The organism is Salana multivorans, assembly GCF_003751805.1.
GTDB classification, from domain to species: Bacteria; Actinomycetota; Actinomycetes; order Actinomycetales; family Beutenbergiaceae; genus Salana; species Salana multivorans.
Map to the genome: position 1 here is coordinate 1,252,815 of NZ_RKHQ01000001.1, position 18,708 is coordinate 1,271,522.

At 72.4% G+C, this 18,708-nt stretch carries 14 protein-coding genes; 2 read left to right on the plus strand and 12 right to left on the minus strand.

The genetic code is table 11. The annotated features are described in order from the left end of the window. Positions 1 to 21 precede the first annotated feature (21 nt). A complete protein-coding gene (locus EDD28_RS05645; protein WP_123738715.1) occupies positions 22 to 1,332 on the minus strand; it encodes a polysaccharide deacetylase family protein in 1,311 nt (436 codons plus the stop codon). 212 nt (positions 1,333 to 1,544) lie between these two features. On the opposite strand from EDD28_RS05645, the gene EDD28_RS05650 reads away from it, so the two are divergent. Further along, positions 1,545 to 2,465 carry an LLM class F420-dependent oxidoreductase gene (locus EDD28_RS05650; protein WP_123738716.1) on the plus strand — a complete coding sequence of 307 codons (921 nt, stop codon included), beginning with the start codon at positions 1,545 to 1,547 and terminating at the stop codon, positions 2,463 to 2,465. A gap of 116 nt (positions 2,466 to 2,581) precedes the next feature. Here the strand turns inward: EDD28_RS05650 and EDD28_RS05655 are convergent, their stop codons facing one another. From EDD28_RS05655 to EDD28_RS05705, 11 genes are all read right to left on the minus strand, one after another. After that, complete coding sequence (locus EDD28_RS05655; protein WP_123738717.1) at positions 2,582 to 3,526, minus strand: aldo/keto reductase; 945 nt, start codon at positions 3,524 to 3,526, stop codon at positions 2,582 to 2,584. A gap of 125 nt (positions 3,527 to 3,651) precedes the next feature. Further along, entirely contained in the window at positions 3,652 to 5,781 is a 2,130-nt protein-coding gene (locus tag EDD28_RS05660; RefSeq protein WP_123738718.1) for a glycoside hydrolase family 183 protein, read from the minus strand. A 260-nt stretch (positions 5,782 to 6,041) separates the two neighbouring features. Further along, positions 6,042 to 6,950, minus strand: a complete 909-nt coding sequence (locus EDD28_RS05665; protein WP_123738719.1) for a carbohydrate ABC transporter permease — start codon at positions 6,948 to 6,950, stop codon at positions 6,042 to 6,044. Continuing rightward, positions 6,950 to 7,888, minus strand: coding sequence for a carbohydrate ABC transporter permease (locus EDD28_RS05670; RefSeq protein WP_123738720.1), 939 nt, complete (start codon positions 7,886 to 7,888; stop codon positions 6,950 to 6,952). Before EDD28_RS05670 ends, EDD28_RS05665 begins: the two co-directional genes overlap by 1 nt. Positions 7,889 to 8,001: 113 nt before the next feature. After that, a complete protein-coding gene (locus EDD28_RS05675; RefSeq protein WP_123738721.1) occupies positions 8,002 to 9,393 on the minus strand; it encodes an ABC transporter substrate-binding protein in 1,392 nt (463 codons plus the stop codon). Positions 9,394 to 10,411: 1,018 nt separating this feature from the next. Then, positions 10,412 to 11,536 carry a Gfo/Idh/MocA family protein gene (locus EDD28_RS05680; protein ID WP_123738722.1) on the minus strand — a complete coding sequence of 375 codons (1,125 nt, stop codon included), beginning with the start codon at positions 11,534 to 11,536 and terminating at the stop codon, positions 10,412 to 10,414. A 10-nt stretch (positions 11,537 to 11,546) separates the two neighbouring features. Next, positions 11,547 to 12,704, minus strand: coding sequence for a glycoside hydrolase family 183 protein (locus EDD28_RS05685; protein WP_123738723.1), 1,158 nt, complete (start codon positions 12,702 to 12,704; stop codon positions 11,547 to 11,549). Continuing rightward, entirely contained in the window at positions 12,701 to 14,344 is a 1,644-nt protein-coding gene (locus tag EDD28_RS05690; protein WP_123738724.1) for a glycoside hydrolase family 183 protein, read from the minus strand. The genes EDD28_RS05685 and EDD28_RS05690 overlap by 4 nt, the downstream gene beginning before the upstream one ends. Beyond that, entirely contained in the window at positions 14,341 to 15,447 is a 1,107-nt protein-coding gene (locus tag EDD28_RS05695; RefSeq protein ID WP_123738725.1) for a DUF4185 domain-containing protein, read from the minus strand. Before EDD28_RS05695 ends, EDD28_RS05690 begins: the two co-directional genes overlap by 4 nt. Then, the gene (locus EDD28_RS05700) at positions 15,444 to 16,043 is read right to left on the minus strand and encodes a DEAD/DEAH box helicase family protein (RefSeq protein WP_123738726.1); all 600 of its coding nucleotides are present in this window, start codon (positions 16,041 to 16,043) and stop codon (positions 15,444 to 15,446) included. The genes EDD28_RS05695 and EDD28_RS05700 overlap by 4 nt, the downstream gene beginning before the upstream one ends. A 19-nt stretch (positions 16,044 to 16,062) precedes the next feature. Continuing rightward, the gene (locus EDD28_RS05705; RefSeq protein ID WP_123738727.1) at positions 16,063 to 17,205 is read right to left on the minus strand and encodes a glycoside hydrolase family 172 protein; all 1,143 of its coding nucleotides are present in this window, start codon (positions 17,203 to 17,205) and stop codon (positions 16,063 to 16,065) included. A gap of 165 nt (positions 17,206 to 17,370) precedes the next feature. Between EDD28_RS05705 and EDD28_RS05710 the strand changes: the two genes are divergently transcribed. Then, positions 17,371 to 18,357, plus strand: coding sequence for a LacI family DNA-binding transcriptional regulator (locus EDD28_RS05710; RefSeq protein WP_123738728.1), 987 nt, complete (start codon positions 17,371 to 17,373; stop codon positions 18,355 to 18,357). The last annotated feature ends 351 nt before the right edge of the window (positions 18,358 to 18,708 follow it).

The following is an 18,708-nucleotide window of genomic DNA, read 5'->3' on the forward strand; positions in this document are numbered from 1 at the left end:
CGGGGGCGGAGCCCCGGCGGCTCACTTGGCGCTGAAGTACTTGGTGCCCGGCGTCGTCTCGCCGAGCAGGTTGCCCACCGTGACGAGCGTGTAGCCCTGCGACTGGAGCGCGTCGATGATCCCGGGCGCCGCGTCCACCGTCGAGGGGTGGATGTCGTGGAACAGGATGATCGCGCCCTGGTGCGCCCCGGACAGCGCCCGCGACGTCGTCTCGGCGACGTTCCGGTTCTTCCAGTCCTCGGTGTCGACGTCCCAGTTGATGACCGCGAGCCCCTGGTCCCGCAGGACGGACAGCACGGTGTCGTTCGTGGCGCCGTAGGGCGGGCGCATGAGGTCGGGCCGCACGCCGGAGGCCGCCTCGATCGCGTCCTGCGTCCGGCTCATCTGGCTCGCGACGCCGGCGGCGTCGAGCGTGCGCAGGTCGGGGTGGTTCCAGGAGTGGTTCGCGACCTCGTGCCCCTCGTCGACCATGCGCTTGACCGTGTCCGGGCGTCCGCCGACGAGCGAGCCGAGCATGAAGAACGTCGCCTTGGCGTCGCGCGCGGCGAGGATGTCGAGCAGCTTCTCGGTGTAGGGGCCGGGGCCGTCGTCGAACGTGATGGCGAGGCACTTGAGCACCGAGCAGTCGACGTCGCCGCCACCGCCGCCGGTCCCCCTCGGCTTGGCGGCCGGGGGCGGGAGCTGGAGGCTCGCCGCGGCGACCACGGGAGCACCGGCCGGCGCCTGGGCCGAGGACCCGGTGAAGTCGCCGCCCGCCCGCACGGCTCCGCGCACGACGCGCCCGCCGTCGGAGAGCAGCTCCCCGGCCTCGGTCGCCGGCACCTGCCACGTCGTCCCGTCGCCCATCACGACGAGGAGGTTACCCGCGGCGTCGAAGCGAAGGTCGTCGAGCAGGCCGGGGGCGTCGGCCGACGCCGCGGCGCCCGCCGCGACGAGGGAGTCCGCGAGCCGGGTCCGCCCGTCCTCGACGACGAGATCGGCGGCCGACCACACCTGGTCGGACGTGGTGTCGGAGTACAGGACGCTGGCACCCGCGTCGGAGCTGCACCGCACGCCGAGCACCTGGCGCGCCGCCGCGACGACCTCGACGCCGCAGTCGCCCGCCAGCTCCGCGAGCGCGGGGTAGGCCGCGAGCGCCGACGCGTCGGCGCTCTCCCAGCCGAGCGAGGCCGGATCGACGAGGGCCGGCGCGGTCGCCGAGGTCACGTCGACGGGTTCGACCTCGTCGTCGCCCGACCCGCTGGGCGACGAGCAGCCGACGAGGAGGAGCGCCGAGCCAGCGGCGAGCGCCAGTGCTCGCGTCAGCCACGTGCGCCTGGTCCGTACCGTCATCACTCGTCCTCATCTCGGGCGGTGCGCTCCTCGCGCGCTGGCGCCCGGCCTCATCGACCCGCTGGTCCCGGCCGTCTCGGCCACGATCCGCTCCATCGTCACATACGGCGCACAGGAAACCGGACCGAACCGCCGGTCCGCGCTCGCCGGGGGCGACTCCCCCGGCGTCATGCCCGCGTCCTCCCGTCCCGCGCGGGTGGCAGGCTGGGGTCATGGACCTTCGCATCTTCACCGAGCCCCAGCAGGGCGCCTCCTACGCCGACCAGCTCCGCGTCGCCCAGGCGGCGGAACGCCTCGGCTACGACGCGTTCTTCCGCTCCGACCACTTCCTGCGGATGGGCGACGGCTCGCCGCTGCCCGGCCCGACCGACTCCTGGGTCACCCTCGGCGCCATCGCCCGGGAGACCTCGACGATCCGGCTCGGCACCCTCGTCACGTCGGCGACGTTCCGGCAGCCCGGCCTGCTCGCGATCCAGGTGGCGCAGGTCGACGACATGTCGAACGCGCGCGTCGAGCTCGGCCTCGGCGCGGGCTGGTTCGAGCGCGAGCACGCGGCGTACGGCTTCCCGTTCCCGCCGAAGCGGTTCGGCCTGCTCACCGAGCAGCTCGAGATCATCACGGGCCTGTGGTCGACGCCCGCCGGCGAGACCTACTCCTTCGAGGGCGAGCACTACACGCTCACCGACTCCCCCGCGCTGCCGAAGCCGGTCCAGTCGCCGCTCCCCGTCATCGTCGGCGGCAACGGCCCGGCCAGGACGCCGGCTCTCGCGGCCCGGTTCGCGGCCGAGTACAACACGAGCTTCCCCGAGATCGCCGACATCCCCGAGCGGTTCGCCCGCGTCCGCGAGGCGTGCGAGGCCATCGACCGCGACCCCGACTCGCTCGTCTACTCGGCCGCGCTCGTCCTGTGCGTCGGCGCGGACGAGGCCGAGCTCGCACGCCGCGCGGCGGCGATCGGACGCGAGGCGTCGGAGCTGCGCGAGCACGGGGTGGCCGGCACGCCGGCCGAGGCGGTCGAGCTGCTCCAGCGACTCAAGGGGTGGGGCGCCTCGCGGGTCTACCTCCAGGTGCTCGACCTGTCCGACCTCGACCACCTCGAGCTGGTCGCCGCCGAGGTCATGCCGCACGTCTGAGGCGGCCGGCCCCCGGTGCGGCCGGCACCCGAGCGGTGCCCGCCGGGACGAGATCCGGCCGCACCCCGCGCGGGGTGCGGCCGGACGTCGTCGGTGTCGAGACGGCGGAACGCCGGTCAGGGCACGATGTGCCCGGCCGCGCGGAACAGCTCGTACCACTCGGCGCGAGTGAGCGGGATGTCCGACCCGTCGGCGGCGGCGCGCACCCGGTCCGGGTTGGTCGTGCCGAGGATCACCTGGATGCCGGCGGGGTGACGCGTGATCCACGCGGTCGCGATGGCGATCGGGTCGACCCCGTAGGCACCGGCCAGCCGGTCGACGACGGCGTTGAGCTCCGCGTAGTCGGGGTTGCCGAGGAACACGCCGTTGAAGAAGCCCGCCTGGAACGGCGACCACGCCTGCAGCGTGATGTCGTGCAGCCGGCAGTAGTCGACGAGCCCGCCGCCGTCGCGCACGATCGACTGGTCCTCGCCCGCCATGTTGGCGGCGACCCCCTGCGCGATGAGCGGCGAGTGGGTGATCGAGAGCTGCACCTGGTTGGCCACGATCGGCTGACGGACCGAGCGGCGCAGCAGCTCGATCTGGCCCGGCGTGTGGTTGGAGACGCCGAACGCGCGGACCTTGCCCGTCGACTCCAGGTGGTCGAACGCCCGCGCCACCTCGTCGGGCTCGACGAGGGCGTCCGGGCGGTGCAGGAGCAGGACGTCGAGGTAGTCGGTCCGCAGCGCGCGCAGCGACGCCTCGACCGATGACACGAGGTGGTCGTAGGAGAAGTCGAAGTACGGCCCGTCCTTGACGATGCCGGCCTTGCTCTGGATGGTCAGCTCCTCGCGCTGCGCCGGGGTGAGCTGCATGGCCTCGGCGAACCTCGCCTCGCAGGCGTGCAGCTCGCTGCCGTAGATGTCGGCGTGGTCGACCATGTCGATGCCGGCCTCCAGGCCGGTCTCGACGAGCTCGCGCACGGCCTCGTCGCTCATCGACTCGATGCGCATGAGCCCGAGCACCACGTTGGGCACCCGGATGCCGGTGGTGCCGAGGGGGACGGTCGTGACGGTCGTCATGGGGGCTCCTCAGGGGTGGTGGTGACGTCCATCCCCCATCCTGCCGGACCCGGGACGCCGAACGCGGGGTCGGGCGCACGGCTCGTGCACCCGACCCCGCGCTGGAGACCGGAACGGTCGGCCGGTCAGGCCGTCATCGACCGCCGGCGCAGCCAGAGGCCGGTCCCGGCCGCGGCGAGCGCGAGGACCGCGACCACCGAGACGCCGGCCGCGCCGGTCCCGGCCAGCCCGCCACCGGACCCGCCGGACCCGCCGCTCCGGCTCGGGGTGGAGCCGGGGGACGTGGTCGTCCCGGTCGGCCCGCCCGTCGACCCGGTGGGGTCGGGGTCGGTCGGGCCACCGGTCGGCTCGTCCGTCGGGTCGTCGCTGGGCGTCGGAGACGGGCAGACCGCGGCCGCCACGTCGAACGTCCAGGTCGACGTCGCCCCGTCGGCGATGACGTACCCCTCGGCGGCGGTGGCCGTCACCGTGACGACCGTCCCCTCCCGCGACGTCGCGTACGCGACGCCCTCGACGTCCTCGGGCAGGACGACGGTGGCCTCGACCCCGCACTCGTCCGAGACCACGAGCTGCGGTGCCGGCGGCACGACCGCGACCGGCGGCTGCTCTCCCTCGCCGACCTTGACGAGGGAGAAGCTCGTGGTCTGGACCCAGCGGTCGCCCTGGAGGTTCGTCCCGACGTAGGCCTCGACGGAGGTGTACGGGCCGGAGTCGAACTCGACCTGGAAGCGCTTGTAGCCGTTGACGTTGGTGAACTCCGCCGTGCCGAGCGGGCTCGCGCCCGGTCCGGTCGGGCGGACCCCGAGCTCACCCGTGACGGTGACGGGCGGGTTCGCCGGACCGGTCGTGACGAACGACGTCAGCAGGTACCTCGTGTTCGGCTCGACCGTGACCTCCTGGTGGACGTCGATCCACCCGGCGTTCCACCGCATCCACGCCTGCTTCTCCGAGCCGTATCCCCACGAGGGGTTGTGGTCGATGCCGCACTGGCCGGTGCAGGACCAGGCCGGGGACATGGCGCCCGGAGCGGAGCGCGAGAACGTCGGGTCCTCGATGAGGTTGGGGTTGATGAGGTTGCCGTCCTCGTCCAGCGTGAACGCGTACTGGAAGACGTTGTACGGGCCCCACAGCGAGAGCGTGAAGTGGACCTCCGGGCCCTCGTTCCACGGGTGGAGGAACGGGGCGTAGAGCCCCGGCAGGTCGAGCGACGTTCCGACGACGGTGACGTCGGACCACGGACCCTCCGGCCGGTCGGCCGTGCGGAAGACCAGGTCGAAGATGCCCTCGTCCTCGGAGTCGGTCGTGTACATCATCATCCACTTGCCGATGTAGTCGTTGTACTGCACCGACAGCTCCGTCACCGGGGCGGGCGCGAGCGGCGCCGCGTCGGCGTCGTCCTCGACCCACGCCGCGCCGTCCCAGTAGGTGTAGGCGTCCTTCTCGAGGATCTGCCCCTCCGGGACGCGGCCAACGTGGACCGGTCCGAACCGGCCGTTCTCCGTGCCGAACATGTAGACGAAGCCGTCGCCCTGCCCGTGCGTGAACGCGACCATCTGGAACTTGTTCTTCCACTCGGCGTCGTTGTCCCACTGCGGGCCGTCGACCGAGTTCCACGTCTCGCCGTTGTCGGAGGAGTACGCGATCCGCGAGTAGTTCGTGAACCACTGACCCGGGTCGCCCCAGCGGTTGACCGACATGAACGAGAGGTACTGCACGCCGTCGACGGCGATGCCGCCGGTCGGGATGGTCGTGTGCTCGACGCCGGGCTGCTTGAGCGACGGGATGATCTCCTTCGCCTTGCCGTCGGGGAGGCTGGCCGCGGAGGAGAACGTCATCCCCGTGTCCTGCCAGTCGGCGTTGGAGGAGCGCAGGAGGGCGTTCGAGCGCCAGTCGGACCCACCGCCGCCGCTGCCGCTCCAGTTGCCGAAGGTGTCGCCGACCGCGAACAGGACCTCGCCGGCGCCGTTGTCCCACATGGTGCCGAGGTCGGTGCCGCCGATGCGGTATGGGGTGACCGTCGGGGTCAGGCCCTTCGCACCCGTGAGCTGGCTGACCAGCCGCACGGCGCTCGGGTGCTCGTACCCCTCGGAGTAGTAGGACCCCAGGTCGGCCGGGGCGGCCGCGGGGTCGGACACGGGTTCGGCGGTGGCGGGGCCGGCAGCCAGAGCCGCCCCGCTCAGCACGAGCCCGGAGCCGAGGCCGGCGGCGAGCAGTCGCCGCCATCGGCCGGTCGTGTGGGTGCGTCGGATCGTCATACGGCGTTCTCCTCGTCGAGCGTGACACGTCGTCGGCACGCATCGGTGCGCGCCCGGGATACCCCCTCCGCGGGAGCGTAATCGATTTCAGACAAATCTGCAATCGATTTCAGATAGAGACGCGCGGGCCCGTCGGACACGAGGGACGGACCCGTCACGGAGAAACGACCGTGGGCCGCGAGCCGGACCTGCGGGAGGTCTGGCTCGCGGCCCACGGGTCGTCCTCGGCGGCGCGAGGACGGGGTGGCCGGCGCGACGGGCTACTTCAGCCCGGCGAGCTTGATGTTGCCGATGATCTGGCGCTGGAAGATGAGGAACAGCACGATGACCGGCGCGGCGGCGAGCACCGAGCCCGCCATGAGCAGGCCGAGCTCGCTCGACCGCTCCGACCGGAACGTCGCGAGGTACTGCTGGACCACGAACCGCTCCGGCGTCGTGATCGTCATGATCGGCCAGACGTAGGAGTTCCAGTAGGCGAGGAACGCGCCGATCCCCATGACGACGAACGGCGGCTTCGACAGCGGGAGGAAGAGCTGGACGAAGATCTTCAGCCGCCCGCACCCGTCGAGCTGGGCCGCCTCCTCGAGGCTGCTCGGCACGCTCAGGTAGTACTGCCGGATGAAGAAGATCGCGCCGGCGGCGGCGGCGCCCGGGACCACGAGGACCGCGAGCGTGTCGAGCATCGCGAGGTTGGTCACGACGATGAAGCTCGTGAGGAGGATCGTCATGCCGGGGATGAACATCGTCGTGATGACCATGACCCAGATCGCGGTCTTGAACCGGAAGTTCAGCCGCGCGAAGGCGTAGGCGGCCATCGAGTTGACGGCCAGGCCGAGCACCGTGAACAGGACGGCGCCGAGGAAGGTCCAGCCCAGCGTCCGCAGGAAGGTCGGGTCGGCGAGGATCTTCGTGTAGTTCTCGATCTGCCAGACCTCGGGGAAGAACTGGAACGGCGTGGCCACCACCTCGGTGCGGGACTTGAAGCCCGCCACGACCAGCCACGCGAGGGGGAACAGCGCCGCGAGGAGGAACAGCAGTCCCACCGCGATCTTGCCCGCCGCGTACCAGTACCAGGACGCGGACCGCGTGCGGCGTCGCTCCTCGTGGACGCCCGGCGCCGTCGGGCGGCCGGGCTGCGCCGGCGCGTCGGAGTCGGTGAGGACCGTCATCAGTCGACCAGCCTCTCGGAGTTGATGAACCGGAAGACCAGCGCCGAGATCGACCCGAGGACGAGGAAGAGCAGGAGCGCCGCCGCGATCGAGTAGCCGACGTTGAGGTCGTTGCGGAAGTGGTTGAAGATGAACAGGTTCGGCAGCGTCGTGGAGTTGAGCGGGCCGCCACCGGTCATGACGAGCGGGAGCTCGAACTGCTGGATCGCCCCGACGATCCCCGTCACGATGAGGTAGAGCGAGACGTTCTTCATCTGCGGCAGCGTGATGAAGAACGTCTTCTGCCACCAGTTGGCGCCCTCCATCGCGGCCGCCTCGTAGTACTCGTTCGGGACGTCGAGCATGGCCGCGACCATGATGAGCGACGGGATGCCGAGCCCCAGCCAGATGGCGGGGACCGCGATCGCCGGCAGCGCCGTCGACGGGTCACCGAGCCAGGCGATGGCGTCGACGCCGAACCACCCGAGGACCCAGTTGAGCAGACCGCCGGAGTAGTCGTAGATCATGACGAACAGGATCGAGGCGATGACGCCCGAGATGATCGTCGGGATGTAGATGCTGACCTTGAGGACGTCGGCCGCCTTGCGCCCGACGCTCACCACGAGGCTGGCGAAGAAGAACGCGAGCAGCAGGATCGCCGGGACGGTCATCGCGACGAACTTGAGGCCGCGCACGATCGCCTGCCCGAACAGCGGGTCCGTGAGCACGTAGTAGTAGTTGCGCCAGCCGACCCACTCGGCCGGCTGGTAGAAGCTCCAGTCCTGGAAGGACAGGACGCCGGCCCACACCGCGGGCCAGACCACGAACACCCCCAGCAGCGCCACCGCGGGCAGCAGCATCAGGTAGGCGACCTTGTTGTCGCGGTACTCGTACCGCGCCCGGTCCCTCCCCCGCACCGCGCCCGACGCCTTCGCGCCGCGTCTCACCTCTGTACTCATCGCTTCCTCCGCTGCCTTCCGACGCCACCGCTCGACCGGGCGGCCGGGCCGCCGCGACGAGCGGCGGACCCGGCCGGGCCGGTGGGGACACCAGGTCCCCACCGGCGCTCCGGTCAGCTCGCCGGCGCCTTCGAGGGCAGGTCGTCCTTCTCGATGATCGTCTGGATCGCCTTCGCGGCGGTGTCGAGCGCGCCGTCGATGGACTCGGCGCCCTTCATGCCGCTCTCCATCGCGGTGCCGACCGCGAGGGAGACGTCCCACGGGTAGGTGACGCCGGGGTGGGCGTCGGGAGCGATGTCGTTCATGATGATGCCCGACCACGGGGCGTCGGCGGCCGCCTGGTCGGCGGCGACGGCGTCCTGCACGGCCTGACGGACCGGGACCTTCGTGAACTGCGTGTCGACGAAGAACGGGACGAGCACCTCGGGGTCACCCGCGAGGACCCACTCCATGAACGCGGCCGCGGCCTCGGGGTTCTTGGCCTTGCCGTCGATGACCCACTGGAAGTTGCCGAGCGTGGTCGTCGTGCGACCGTCGCCGTCGGGCGAGCTCGGGAACTTGCCGATGCCGGTCGTGTGCAGCAGGTCGGAGTAGTCGGAGCCGACCTCGGACATCATCCAGGAGCCGGAGACCTTGTACGCGACCTTGCCCTCGCCGTAGTCCTTGGCCGTGAGGTAGCCGCCGAGGTCCTGCTTGGGCATGTAGCCCTTGTCGTACAGGTCCTTGTAGAACTGGATGAGCGAGCGGTAGGCGTCGTTCTGGATGTTCGGCGCGGACCAGTCGTCCGTGAGCGCCGTGTGGCCGGACGCGTTGTACTGCTGGCCGACCGTCGACCAGGCCATCGTGACCGCGTCGGCCGCGGGGGAGATGCAGAACTGGCCGTCCGACAGCGTCGGCTGGATCTTCTCGCAGGCCGCCATGAGGTCGTCCCACGTCGCGGGCGCGTTCTCCGTGTCGACGCCGGCCTTCTCGAGCATGTCCGTGTTCCAGAACAGCACGGTCTGGGGCTCGAGCAGGAGCGGGTAGGCGTAGAAGGTGCCGTCGTACTCGGCCATCGGGACGGCCGCGTCGATGAGCTGGTCGAGGGCGTCGGACGACAGGAGGCTGTCGAGCTCGTGGAACTGCCCGGCCTGGGCCGCCTCGTCGACGTCGCCGGCGAACGTGTAGATGTCCGGGGCCTTGCCAGCCGCCTGCGCGGCCTTCATCTTCTGGTCCCACGCGTCGGCGGGGACCTCGGTGTCCTTGACGACGACCTTGTCCTGCGCCGCGTTGAACTCCTTGACGACGTTCGCGTACCACTCGTTCTCCACCGGGGTGAACGTGCGGTGCCAGAACTCGATCGTCACGGCGTCGCCGCTGCCGGCGTCCGACGACGATCCTCCGTCGCCCGTGGTCTCCCCGGCCGACTCACCCGGCGTGCTGGAGCCGCAGGCTCCGAGTGCCAGAGCGCCGGCCAGCCCGAGCGCGACGAGCGGGGCTCGCCTCATGCGGGTGCTGCTCTTCATTGTCCCTCCTTCAGGAACCGACTCATCTGCGAGCCGTGAACGTGACCGGTCTGCCCCGGTCGCGGTGTTCGGTGCCCACGGCCTCGTGAACCACCGGTGATCGCCTCACGTCGAGAGTAGGCGAAATCGATTTCATGCGCAACCCCGAGACGCGTCGATGCCGCATCGTTACCGATCTGATATCGATTCCGGCCGGACGGCCGAGCTGCCCGTCGTCGTCCCCTGGACGCGGGCGCCGCCCTGCCGCCCAGCCGCACCGGAGCGCCCTGTGCCTCGCCGTGGCCACCGTGGCGCCGGGTCCGGCCGCCGTCCCGACTCCGTGGGGGCCACGGCCGCCGCGCCGACCCGCCCGGCGCCGGGTTCATCCACACCAGCTCCCTCCCCGCCTCCCCGCCGAGCCGGAGCGCTCTGCACCTCGCCGTGGCCACCGCCACCGCCACCGCGCCGACCCACCCAGCACCGGGTCCGCCGACGCGAGCTCCGCCCCGATACACCTCGTCGCACCGCTGCGCCCTGTGCCTCGCCGTGGCCACCGTTGCGCCGGGTTCGGCCGACGTCCCGAGGCCGTGGTGGCCACGGCCGCCGCGCTGACCCTCCAGGCACCGGGTTCGACCGACGCCCCGGGGCCATGGTGGCCACGGCCACCGCGCCGACCCCACGGCGCCGGGTTCATCCACGCCAGCTCCACCCTCCCCGCCTCCCCGCCGAGCCGGAGCGCCCGGTGTCTCGCCATGGCCACCGTCGCGCCGGGTCCGACCGACGTCCCGGCTCCACCGTGGCAACCGCCACTGCGCCGACCCTCCAGGCACCGGGTCCGACCGCCCTCCCGGCTCCACCGTGGCCACGGCGGCCGCGCGGCCGCGAAGCACGTCCACGACGAGCACTCCTCCACGTCCGGGCGCCCACCCCCAGCGCACCGGGACGAGCAACGCGTGGATGAGCGCCGCCCGCAACCACGTCCGAGCACCCGCGGCACACCCGGGAACACACACCCGGGTGCCCACGCGTACTAGCACGACTAGTACGCCGGGACCTCGAGCCGCTCGCCGCCCCGCAGCGCGGAGGCGTGCGCGACGATGCCGGGCGCCGTGATCGTCGCGGCGACGGCCGGACCGATCGCCGACTCCCGGCCGGAGACCACGGCGTCGACGAGCTCGTGCACCAGGTGCGGGTGGGAGCCGCCGTGCCAGGCGTGGGTCTCGATCGCCGGCCGGTCACCGGGCGGCTGGTACCGCCCGGGCCGGGTGAACGGGCGCAGCTCCCGCGGCAACGTCTCGACGCGGTCCGGGACGTCGAGCTCCACGCGCTCGATCGGGCGGCCGCGCCGCGCACCGTCGGGCGGGCCGGCCGCGTACACGACGGCGGCGCCACCCTCCTGCGATGGCCACTCGAGCGCGCCCTGGTCGCCGTAGACGTTGAAGCCCTCCGTGTACGCGCGGGCGTTCTCGAAGAACGACAGCGTCACCTGGGCGACCAGCGGCTCCTCCCCCGCGAGCGTCAGGAGCGCCGACTCGATCGGGAACGGGTTGCTCCCGTCACCGGTGTGCGCGGGCAGGTGCGTGCCACTGCCGACGCAGACGACGGACTCGGCCCGCCGCCCGGCCAGTCCCAGCAGCGGTGCGACCACGTGCGTCGCGTAGCACATCGGCGGATAGCCCATCCAGTACCAGGGGAAGCCGTCGAGGTCCTGCATGTGGGCGCCGGACAGGTACCCGATCCGGCCCAGGGCGCCGGTGTCGCGCAGGTGCAGCGCGTGCAGGTACTCGCGCTGGTAGAGCGAGGTCTCCATCATCATGTACCGCCCGGAGGCGGCCGCGGTGGCCTGCAGCACCCGGTCGATGTCGTCCAGCGTCGTCGCCATCGGCACGGCGCTCGCGCACGCGCGCCCGCTGGCGAGCACCTGGAGCGTCTGGTCCACGTGGAACCGGACCGGCGAGCAGAGGTGGACGGCGTCCCAGCCGCCGGAGGCCAGCGCGTCGTCGAGCGACGCGTAGGTGGCGTCGAGGCCGAGCCGGTCCCCCAGCTCCCCGCGCACCGCGGCGTCGGGCTCGGCGAGCGCGACCCGGCCGACGTCCGGGTGGAGCTGGTAGAGGTAGAGGAAGTCGCGGCCGAAGCCGCCGCCCACGACGAGGACGTCGATCACGGGACTCCCTTCAGAGACGGTCGAGGTCGACCGAGAACCAGAAGACGTTGTACGGCCCCCACAGCGAGAGCGTGAAGTACAGCGTCCGTCCGTCGGCCGAGGTGTAGCGCGGACTGAGGTAGGGCGAGTAGAGGCCCGGGTAGTCCGCGCCCGAGACCAGCTCGATCGGCTCGCCCCACGGCCCCCACGGCGTGAGCCCCTCGCGGATGTAGGCGTTGCCGAGGTCGGAGTAGGTCATGACCCACCGCTCGAGGTAGGTCGACCACATGACGGAGAGCTCGCCGACCGTCGGGTCGACGACGAGCACGGCGTCCGTCAGGTCGCTGCTCCACCGCGGTGACCCGTCGTCGTCGGTGCCGACGAAGTAGGAGTAGGCGGCCTCGTCCTCGACCGCGGCCCGCGTGGCTGGCACCCGCATGAGCGAGACCCCGCCGAACCGGCCGGCCGGGATGGTCCAGAAGTAGACGTACTCCTCGCCGTCCTCGACGACGTGGGCGGTGGCGACCTGGATCACGCCGGAGTCACCGGGCCAGCGCGGCGCGTCCAGCGTCTCCCACGTCGCCCCGTCGTCGGTCGACCGGGCGAGCGCGGCGTAGTTCGCGTCCCAGGCGCCGGGCTCGTTCCAGCTCTCGACGGACATGAACAGGACGTAGATCGCGTCCTCGACGGCGAACCCGTAGGTCGGGATCTTCGTCACCTCGGCACCGATCCCGCCGGGATCGTGGTCGCCCTCGACGATCGGCGCGGCCAGCCCGACGTCGTCGACGAGCCAGCCGTCGAACGTGAGGCCGTCGCTGGGGTCGTCGTCGGTCGTCCACGCCACCACGTTCGAGCGCCAGAACTCGCCCTGGCCGCCGTAGGAGTCCGGGTCCCGGACACCGAACGTGTCCCCGAACAGGAGGTACGTCCGGTCCCCCACGGTGACCATCGAGCCCAGGTCGGTGCCGGCGACGGCGACCGACTCGGTGTCGTTGATCGCCCCCGGACCGGTGAGCTGGGCGATCTCGGTCAGGTTGCTCACGCCGCGCAGGACGAACGGGCGGTCGGTGTCGTGGTCCACGACGACGGGTCCCTCCGGTGCTGGGGCGCCGCCGCAGGCCGCGAGCGTCGCCGTGGTGGTGAGGAGCAGCGCGAGCGCCGCGGCCACGCCGCGGGTCACCCGGGTCATGACGCCCCCCGGAACCAGACCTCGAGCTCGCGGATCGACGTGTAGCGCATCCCGCCCCCGGGCTCCCCGGCGATCCGCACCGCGTCGGCGCACTGGGCGTCGAGGTCGAACACGTACTCGTCCTCCTCCAGCGCGGTCCAGTCGGTCGGGTAGGGCGGCGTCACCGTCGCCGCCACCTCGTGCCAGACGCCGTCCCGCCGGACCTCGACGCGCGGGCTCGACGCGAACCAGCCGCCGAGGGAGTCCTGCGGCCCCGGGACGTAGACGACCCGGTCGAACCAGCGGGGCGATGGCCACTCGATGCCCCAGACGTCCTCGCCGGAGCCCGGCCCGTAGGCGGAGTCCTCCGCGACGTCGCGCCGGCCGTCGTTGAGCACGTGCTCGCCGCCCTCGCGGACGCGCGGGACGAGGACGGACGCGTCGGCGGAGCGGGCCAGGTTCTCCGACGGCGCGGTCGGCCGCGGCGGCTCCTGCCCCGTCCCCGGGTCGAACCGCACGCGGCGCAGGCCGAAGCAGTAGGCGCGCCCGCCACGCGAGGACGCCGGGACGAACCAGTTGCTCTGCAGCCACATCTCGCGCCCGTCGTCGGAGATGAACCGCGAGGGCATCGTCGGCGCGTAGCCGCCGTGCTTGGCCAGCGGCGAGCGCGGGCCGTGCCACGGGAAGTGGCCGAAGTCGTGGGAGTGCAGCAGCCGCCACGGCCCCCAGGGAGCTGGGGCCTCGAAGAACTCGAAGGTGTACTCGCTCCAGGTGGAGTAGAGGTAGCGCCCGAGCCCGGCGTTCCACACCACGCCGCCCTGCGCGATGCAGGTGAAGTCGCAGGCGGAGAAGCCGAGCGCGGGCGTCGGGTAGAACCGCCGGGTGTCCTCCAGCACGGGCACCCTGCGCGCGACGTCCGACGACCAGACCGGACGGAGCCCACCGTCCGCGCCGTCAGGCTCGGTCCCCGCGACGAACTCCCAGGCCGCCCGGTCCTGGATCGCGTCGGCGCGCACACGCGCGAGGAAGAGCTGCGTCGGGTCGGGCACGACGTGGGAGAACGACGTGCGCCAGTTGCCGTCGATCCCGTAGGCGTAGACCCACTCGGAGCCGCCGTTGGAGCGGCCGAGGTCGAGGAACATGACGGTCGTGAAGACGTGGTCGGTGAACAGCGGCTGCGCCGGCCAGGTCCACGTGAGCCCGCGGTCGTCGCTGCGGCACACGGTCGCGGTCGGGGCCTCGTTGAACGTGTCGGGGCCGGCGCCGCAGCGCAGGTCCTGCACGGCGAGGTAGAGCTCGTCGCGGCCGTCGCCGTCGCCGTCGACCGCCACCATCCCGGTCGGCTTGCGGTTGAACCGCTCCGGGTCCCAGGCCGGCGCGACCGCGTCGCCCGCCGACAGCCGTTCGCCGCGCAGCCCCTCCCGAGGCGTGCCGGTCACCCGGTTGACGACGATGTCGCGCCAGTCGTGCCGCGCGAACCCGGTGCCGTCGCCGCACGCCGTGTAGAGCGCGTCGTCGTCGGCCCAGGCGGCCGGCCACAGGTCGCCGTCGCTCTCGGTCAGGACGCTCGCGGCCTGGTCGACGTGCGCGACGCGCAGCAGCAGCGGCGAGCGGTCGCGCGCGACGGGGACGCCGTCGACGACGGAGACGTCGGGGGTCATCCGAGCCTCACCTCGCGCAGCCCGAACCAGTAGGAGGTCACGCCGGCCGGCGCGCACGGGCAGACGTTCGACTGCATCCACATCGTCCTCTCGTCATCGGAGACGAACTTCGACGGCACGGTCGTGGCGTAGCCGCCGATCCGGTCCGCGGTCCACGGGTACTCCCCGAAGTCCTCGGACAGGACCGACGTCCACGGACCCCAGGGCTCGGGCGCCTCGTACAGCTCGACCGTGTACTCGGTCCACGAGGAGTACAGGTAGCGCTCGTGCCGCGGCAGGTAGGTCACCCCGCCCTGCGACAGCACGGTCATGCCGTGCACGCGCCGCTCGTCCACGAGGACGGGGCGCTTCGCCGCGACGTCGCTCGTCCACGTCGGCTCGTCGTCGCCGGGCTCGCCGGCGTAGAACTCCCAGCTCGACGCGTCCTGCACCGACGCCACGGGCACCCGGGCGAGGAAGAGCTCGGTCGGGTCGGCCACCGCGTCGGTGAACGAGTCGCGCCAGCTTCCGTCGAGCCCGTAGGCGTAGACGTGCTCCGCGTCCGGTCGCCGCTCGGCGTCGCGGCCGTAGTCGGCGAACCAGATCGTCGTGAGGACGCCGTCGTCGAACATCGGGGCGCTCCGGTCCCACGTCCAGGTCGCGCCGTGGTCGTCGCTCCGCGCGATCGTCGCGTTCGGGGCCCGGTCGAAGTCCGGCGCGAGATCCTGGACGGCCAGGTAGAGGACGCCGTCGACGCAGAGCATGCCGGTCGGCTTGCGGGTGTAGCCGGCCTCCGTCGTCCACACCTGCCCGAGGTCGTCGCCGACGCCGAGCGCCTCCCCGGCCAGGTCGTCGGACGCGGGCGACCCGGTGATCCGGTTCATGACGATGTCGCTCGTGACGGAGCCGAACCCGGCCCCGTCGCCGTTCGCCGCGTACAGCGCGTCGTCGTCGGACCAGCAGCTCGGCCACAGGTCGCCGTCGGACACCCCGATCGCGGTCGGGGTGTCCGCGATGCTCACGGCGGTGATCGGCGACGAGCCGCCGGCGCCGCACGCGGGGAGCAGCAGGACGCCGGCGGTCAGCGCGGCGAGGCTCGATGCGGCGCGTCGACGGACCCTCATGCGTCCACCCGCGCGCCCTCGGTGCGCTGCAGGGTCTCGCGCGCCCAGGCCCACACGCGTCGAGCTGTGTCCGCCGGCGCCACCCCGGTGGTCTCGAGGATCGCGACCGGGACCGGCCACGCGCTCGCCCCGTCCCACCGCTCCCAGCGCATCGTCCCGGGGACGCGGATCACCTCGGGCCGGTGGCGCGGGTCGCGCGCGTGGTCGAGGAACCACGCGCCGAACCGGTCGTGGTGGGCGATGCTCTCCTCCGGCTCGCCGCGGGCGCGCAGCCGCGCGGCGCGCTCCTGCGGCGAGCAGTGCAGGACGCAGGCGGCGACGCCGTCGAGCCGGTCGGCCGACGGCGCGGCGAGCAGCTCGCCGATCGGCACCTGGCCGCAGAGCAGCAGGTGGACGCCGTCGGCCTGGAGGTCAAGGGCGTGCCGGACCCAGCGCTCGACCGCGCCGTGGCGCCAGGCCGTGTCCGCGTCGAGCGGCACGCCGATGGAGTCGAACTCGGCGCACCGCACGTCCCACGGAGCCCAGTCCGCCGCCGAGAGCGCCGGGAGCACGGTCGACTTGCCGGCGCAGCTCGCGCCGGTCAGGGACAGCAGCATGGCTCGGGTGCCGCGCGGGTCAGGCCAGCGGGGCCCGCGGGGGCGTCGCGCCGATGTCGGGAACCGGGGCGGTCCCTAGGTGAACCTCCAGGTCGTCGGCGCTGGGCGTCCGGGGTCGACGGGCCGTCGGTCGGTCGAGGTAGAAGATCGCCGTCGACGCGATGTCGTCCCGCAGCGGCAGGTAGCGCCACCCGCTGCGCCAGCCGAGCGCCTGGATGTCGACGCGGCGCAGGCCGCGCTCGAACCGGATCGGGTCGGCGACGTGCCAGCGGTACATCCCGAACCGCTGCTGGCTGACGTAGAGGCCGTCCGGCCGGATCACCTGCGGCATGCCGAGGTAGGGCGTCGAGAACTCGGTGTACCCCTGACCCGGGATGTCGAAGTTCCACGCGCCGCCGAAGTAGTCCTCGGTGCCCGTCCCGCAGATGGTCGGGTAGTCGGTGTCGTCGTCGAGGTAGAACTTGATCTCCCCCTCGCCCCACCAGCCGTTGGAGTTGACGCCCCAGGCGATGTAGGTGCCGACGTAGTGACCCTGGCCCTCGACGTCCTCGACCAGGACGTGGGGCACGCGGTCCTCCAGCGGGTTCGAGCGGTGCCACTGGGCGTGGAAGTAGCCCTCCCCGCCGACGTCCTCGCCGACCTCGTACGTCACCTGGTAGTAGACGCGGACGTCGACGGTCGAGGTGTTCTCGAGCGTGAGGTGGGCGCCGGTGCGGAACGGCATCGGCCAGTAGGAGTTGAAGCCGCCGTGCGGGTTGGCCGCGATCATCTGCGAGCTGACCTGCGAGAAGACGCCCCAGCCGTTGCAGAAGAAGTCGCCGTAGGGGACCTCGACCGCCGGCTCCTGCGCGCCGTCCCAGTAGGCGCGCAGCAGGAGGGTGCGCCAGTTGTCGGTGTGCGTCGTGATCCAGATGTGCGTGATCCGACCGGCGCCGTCGATCCGGGCCAGGTCGAGCGTCTCGCCGGCCTTGATGTCGACGCTCGGGGAGATCTTCCAGCCGGGGCCGAGGTCGCGCGCGTTCCAGGCACCCGTGCCCTCGGTCGCGCGCCCGCCACCACCGACGGCACCGTCGAAGTTCTCCGGGGAGATCGAGCGCGTGCGAGAGGCGCGCAGCCGGGAGATCCCGGCCAGCTCGGAGTGTGGGTGGGCGGGGGCGCTCATGGCGGCACTTCCTCGTCGTCGGGGGTATCGAGCGATCGACCGTGTAGTCTGAAATCGATTTCGTCATCGTAGGGTGGCCCCCGACGGATGTCAACGCCGTCGAGACGGTCGGTGACGCGATCACCGACCATCGATACGTCCAGCCGACACCCCGAGGGGAGCGATGTGGCCACCATCTACGACGTCGCGCGACTGGCCGGGGTGTCCCCCGCCACGGTCTCGCGTGTCTTCAACGGCGTCGGCGTGTCGCCGCAGAAGACGCAGGCCGTCCGCGACGCCGCCGACGAGCTGCGCTACACCCCCAGCCGCGCGGCGCGGACGCTGCGCAAGCAGAGCGCCGAGGTCATCGCCCTCATCATCCCCGACATCGAGAACCCCTACTTCACGGAGCTCGCACGCGGCGTCGAGGACGTCGCCCAGCGCGCCGGGTTCTCCGTCGTCCTGTGCAACAGCGACTCGGAGACCGAGAAGGAGGCCACCTACCTCGAGATCGCCCTGTCGGCGAACATGGCGGGCGTCATCGTCGCGCCGGCCTCCGCCGACACCGACCTCGGTCCGACGCTCGCGATGGGCCGACCCGTCGTCGCCGTCGACCGCGGGACCCACGACCGGATCGACCGCGTCGTCATGGCGAACCTGCAGGCCGGCCGCGCCGCGACCGAGGCGCTGCTCGCCGCCGGATACCGCCGGGTCGCCTGCCTCACGGGGCCGCGGGAGATCGAGACGGCGCACGAGCGCGCGCTCGGCTGGCGCGCCGCCATGGCGACCCACCTGCCCGACGCCGAGCTCGACTCCCTGCTGCGCTACTCGACGTTCCGCGTCGGCGGCGGCCGCGACGGCATGACGGAGCTGCTCGCGCTCCCCGAGCCCCCCGACGCCATCGTCGCCGGGAACAACCTCCTCGGCGTCGGCGCCCTCCAGGTGCTCACCGAGCGCGGCCTCACCCCGCCGGAGGTCGGCGTGTCCGTCGTCGGCTCGCTGCCGTTCACCACGCTGAGCCCGCAGGCGGTCACGATCGTGCGGCTGCCGGCGCGCGAGATGGGCGTCCAGGCGGCGGAGATGCTGCTCGAGCGGATCGCCGGCGACGACGAGCCGGCGCGCACCGTCGTGCTGCCGGGCGCGGTCCAGGCCGCGACGCTGCTGCGCGCCTGACCCGCCGTCGGCCAGCCGCTGGCCGTCTCGCCGCACACCACGACCCGGTCTCGCCTGCGCGGCGCTCCGCCGCCGCGCCCGCGGCGCACCCGGCTCGCCTTCCCGCGCACCGGCGCCCGACCCGGGCACCCGCCGGCCCTAGCACCCACCGGCCCCAGCCCCGCCGTAGACCCCGCCGCACCCCGCAACGGGGTCGCCGTCGCCGACCGGACGGACCAGGCTCGGCTCCGGCCGGGTCGAGCCCGAGGCGCCGTCGGGTCGGGCACGGCACCCGAACGGGTCGACCTCGGCGTTCCCGCCCCGGCTCCCGCCCGTCGCCACCCGTCCCGGTTGTGGGTGAAATCGATTTCG

Bases quoted from the DNA above. Each gene is read 5' to 3' on its own strand.
- EDD28_RS05695 (WP_123738725.1), bottom strand. From the start codon at position 15,447: ATGAGGGTCCGTCGACGCGCCGCATCGAGCCTCGCCGCGCTGACCGCC.
- EDD28_RS05705 (WP_123738727.1), bottom strand. From the start codon at position 17,205: ATGAGCGCCCCCGCCCACCCACACTCCGAGCTGGCCGGGATCTCCCGG.
- EDD28_RS05685 (WP_123738723.1), bottom strand. From the start codon at position 12,704: ATGACCCGGGTGACCCGCGGCGTGGCCGCGGCGCTCGCGCTGCTCCTC.
- EDD28_RS05670 (WP_123738720.1), bottom strand. From the start codon at position 7,888: ATGAGTACAGAGGTGAGACGCGGCGCGAAGGCGTCGGGCGCGGTGCGG.
- EDD28_RS05665 (WP_123738719.1), bottom strand. From the start codon at position 6,950: ATGACGGTCCTCACCGACTCCGACGCGCCGGCGCAGCCCGGCCGCCCG.
- EDD28_RS05700 (WP_123738726.1), bottom strand. From the start codon at position 16,043: ATGCTGCTGTCCCTGACCGGCGCGAGCTGCGCCGGCAAGTCGACCGTG.
- EDD28_RS05675 (WP_123738721.1), bottom strand. From the start codon at position 9,393: ATGAAGAGCAGCACCCGCATGAGGCGAGCCCCGCTCGTCGCGCTCGGG.
- EDD28_RS05650 (WP_123738716.1), top strand. From the start codon at position 1,545: ATGGACCTTCGCATCTTCACCGAGCCCCAGCAGGGCGCCTCCTACGCC.
- EDD28_RS05690 (WP_123738724.1), bottom strand. From the start codon at position 14,344: ATGACCCCCGACGTCTCCGTCGTCGACGGCGTCCCCGTCGCGCGCGAC.
- EDD28_RS05655 (WP_123738717.1), bottom strand. From the start codon at position 3,526: ATGACGACCGTCACGACCGTCCCCCTCGGCACCACCGGCATCCGGGTG.
- EDD28_RS05645 (WP_123738715.1), bottom strand. From the start codon at position 1,332: ATGACGGTACGGACCAGGCGCACGTGGCTGACGCGAGCACTGGCGCTC.
- EDD28_RS05660 (WP_123738718.1), bottom strand. From the start codon at position 5,781: ATGACGATCCGACGCACCCACACGACCGGCCGATGGCGGCGACTGCTC.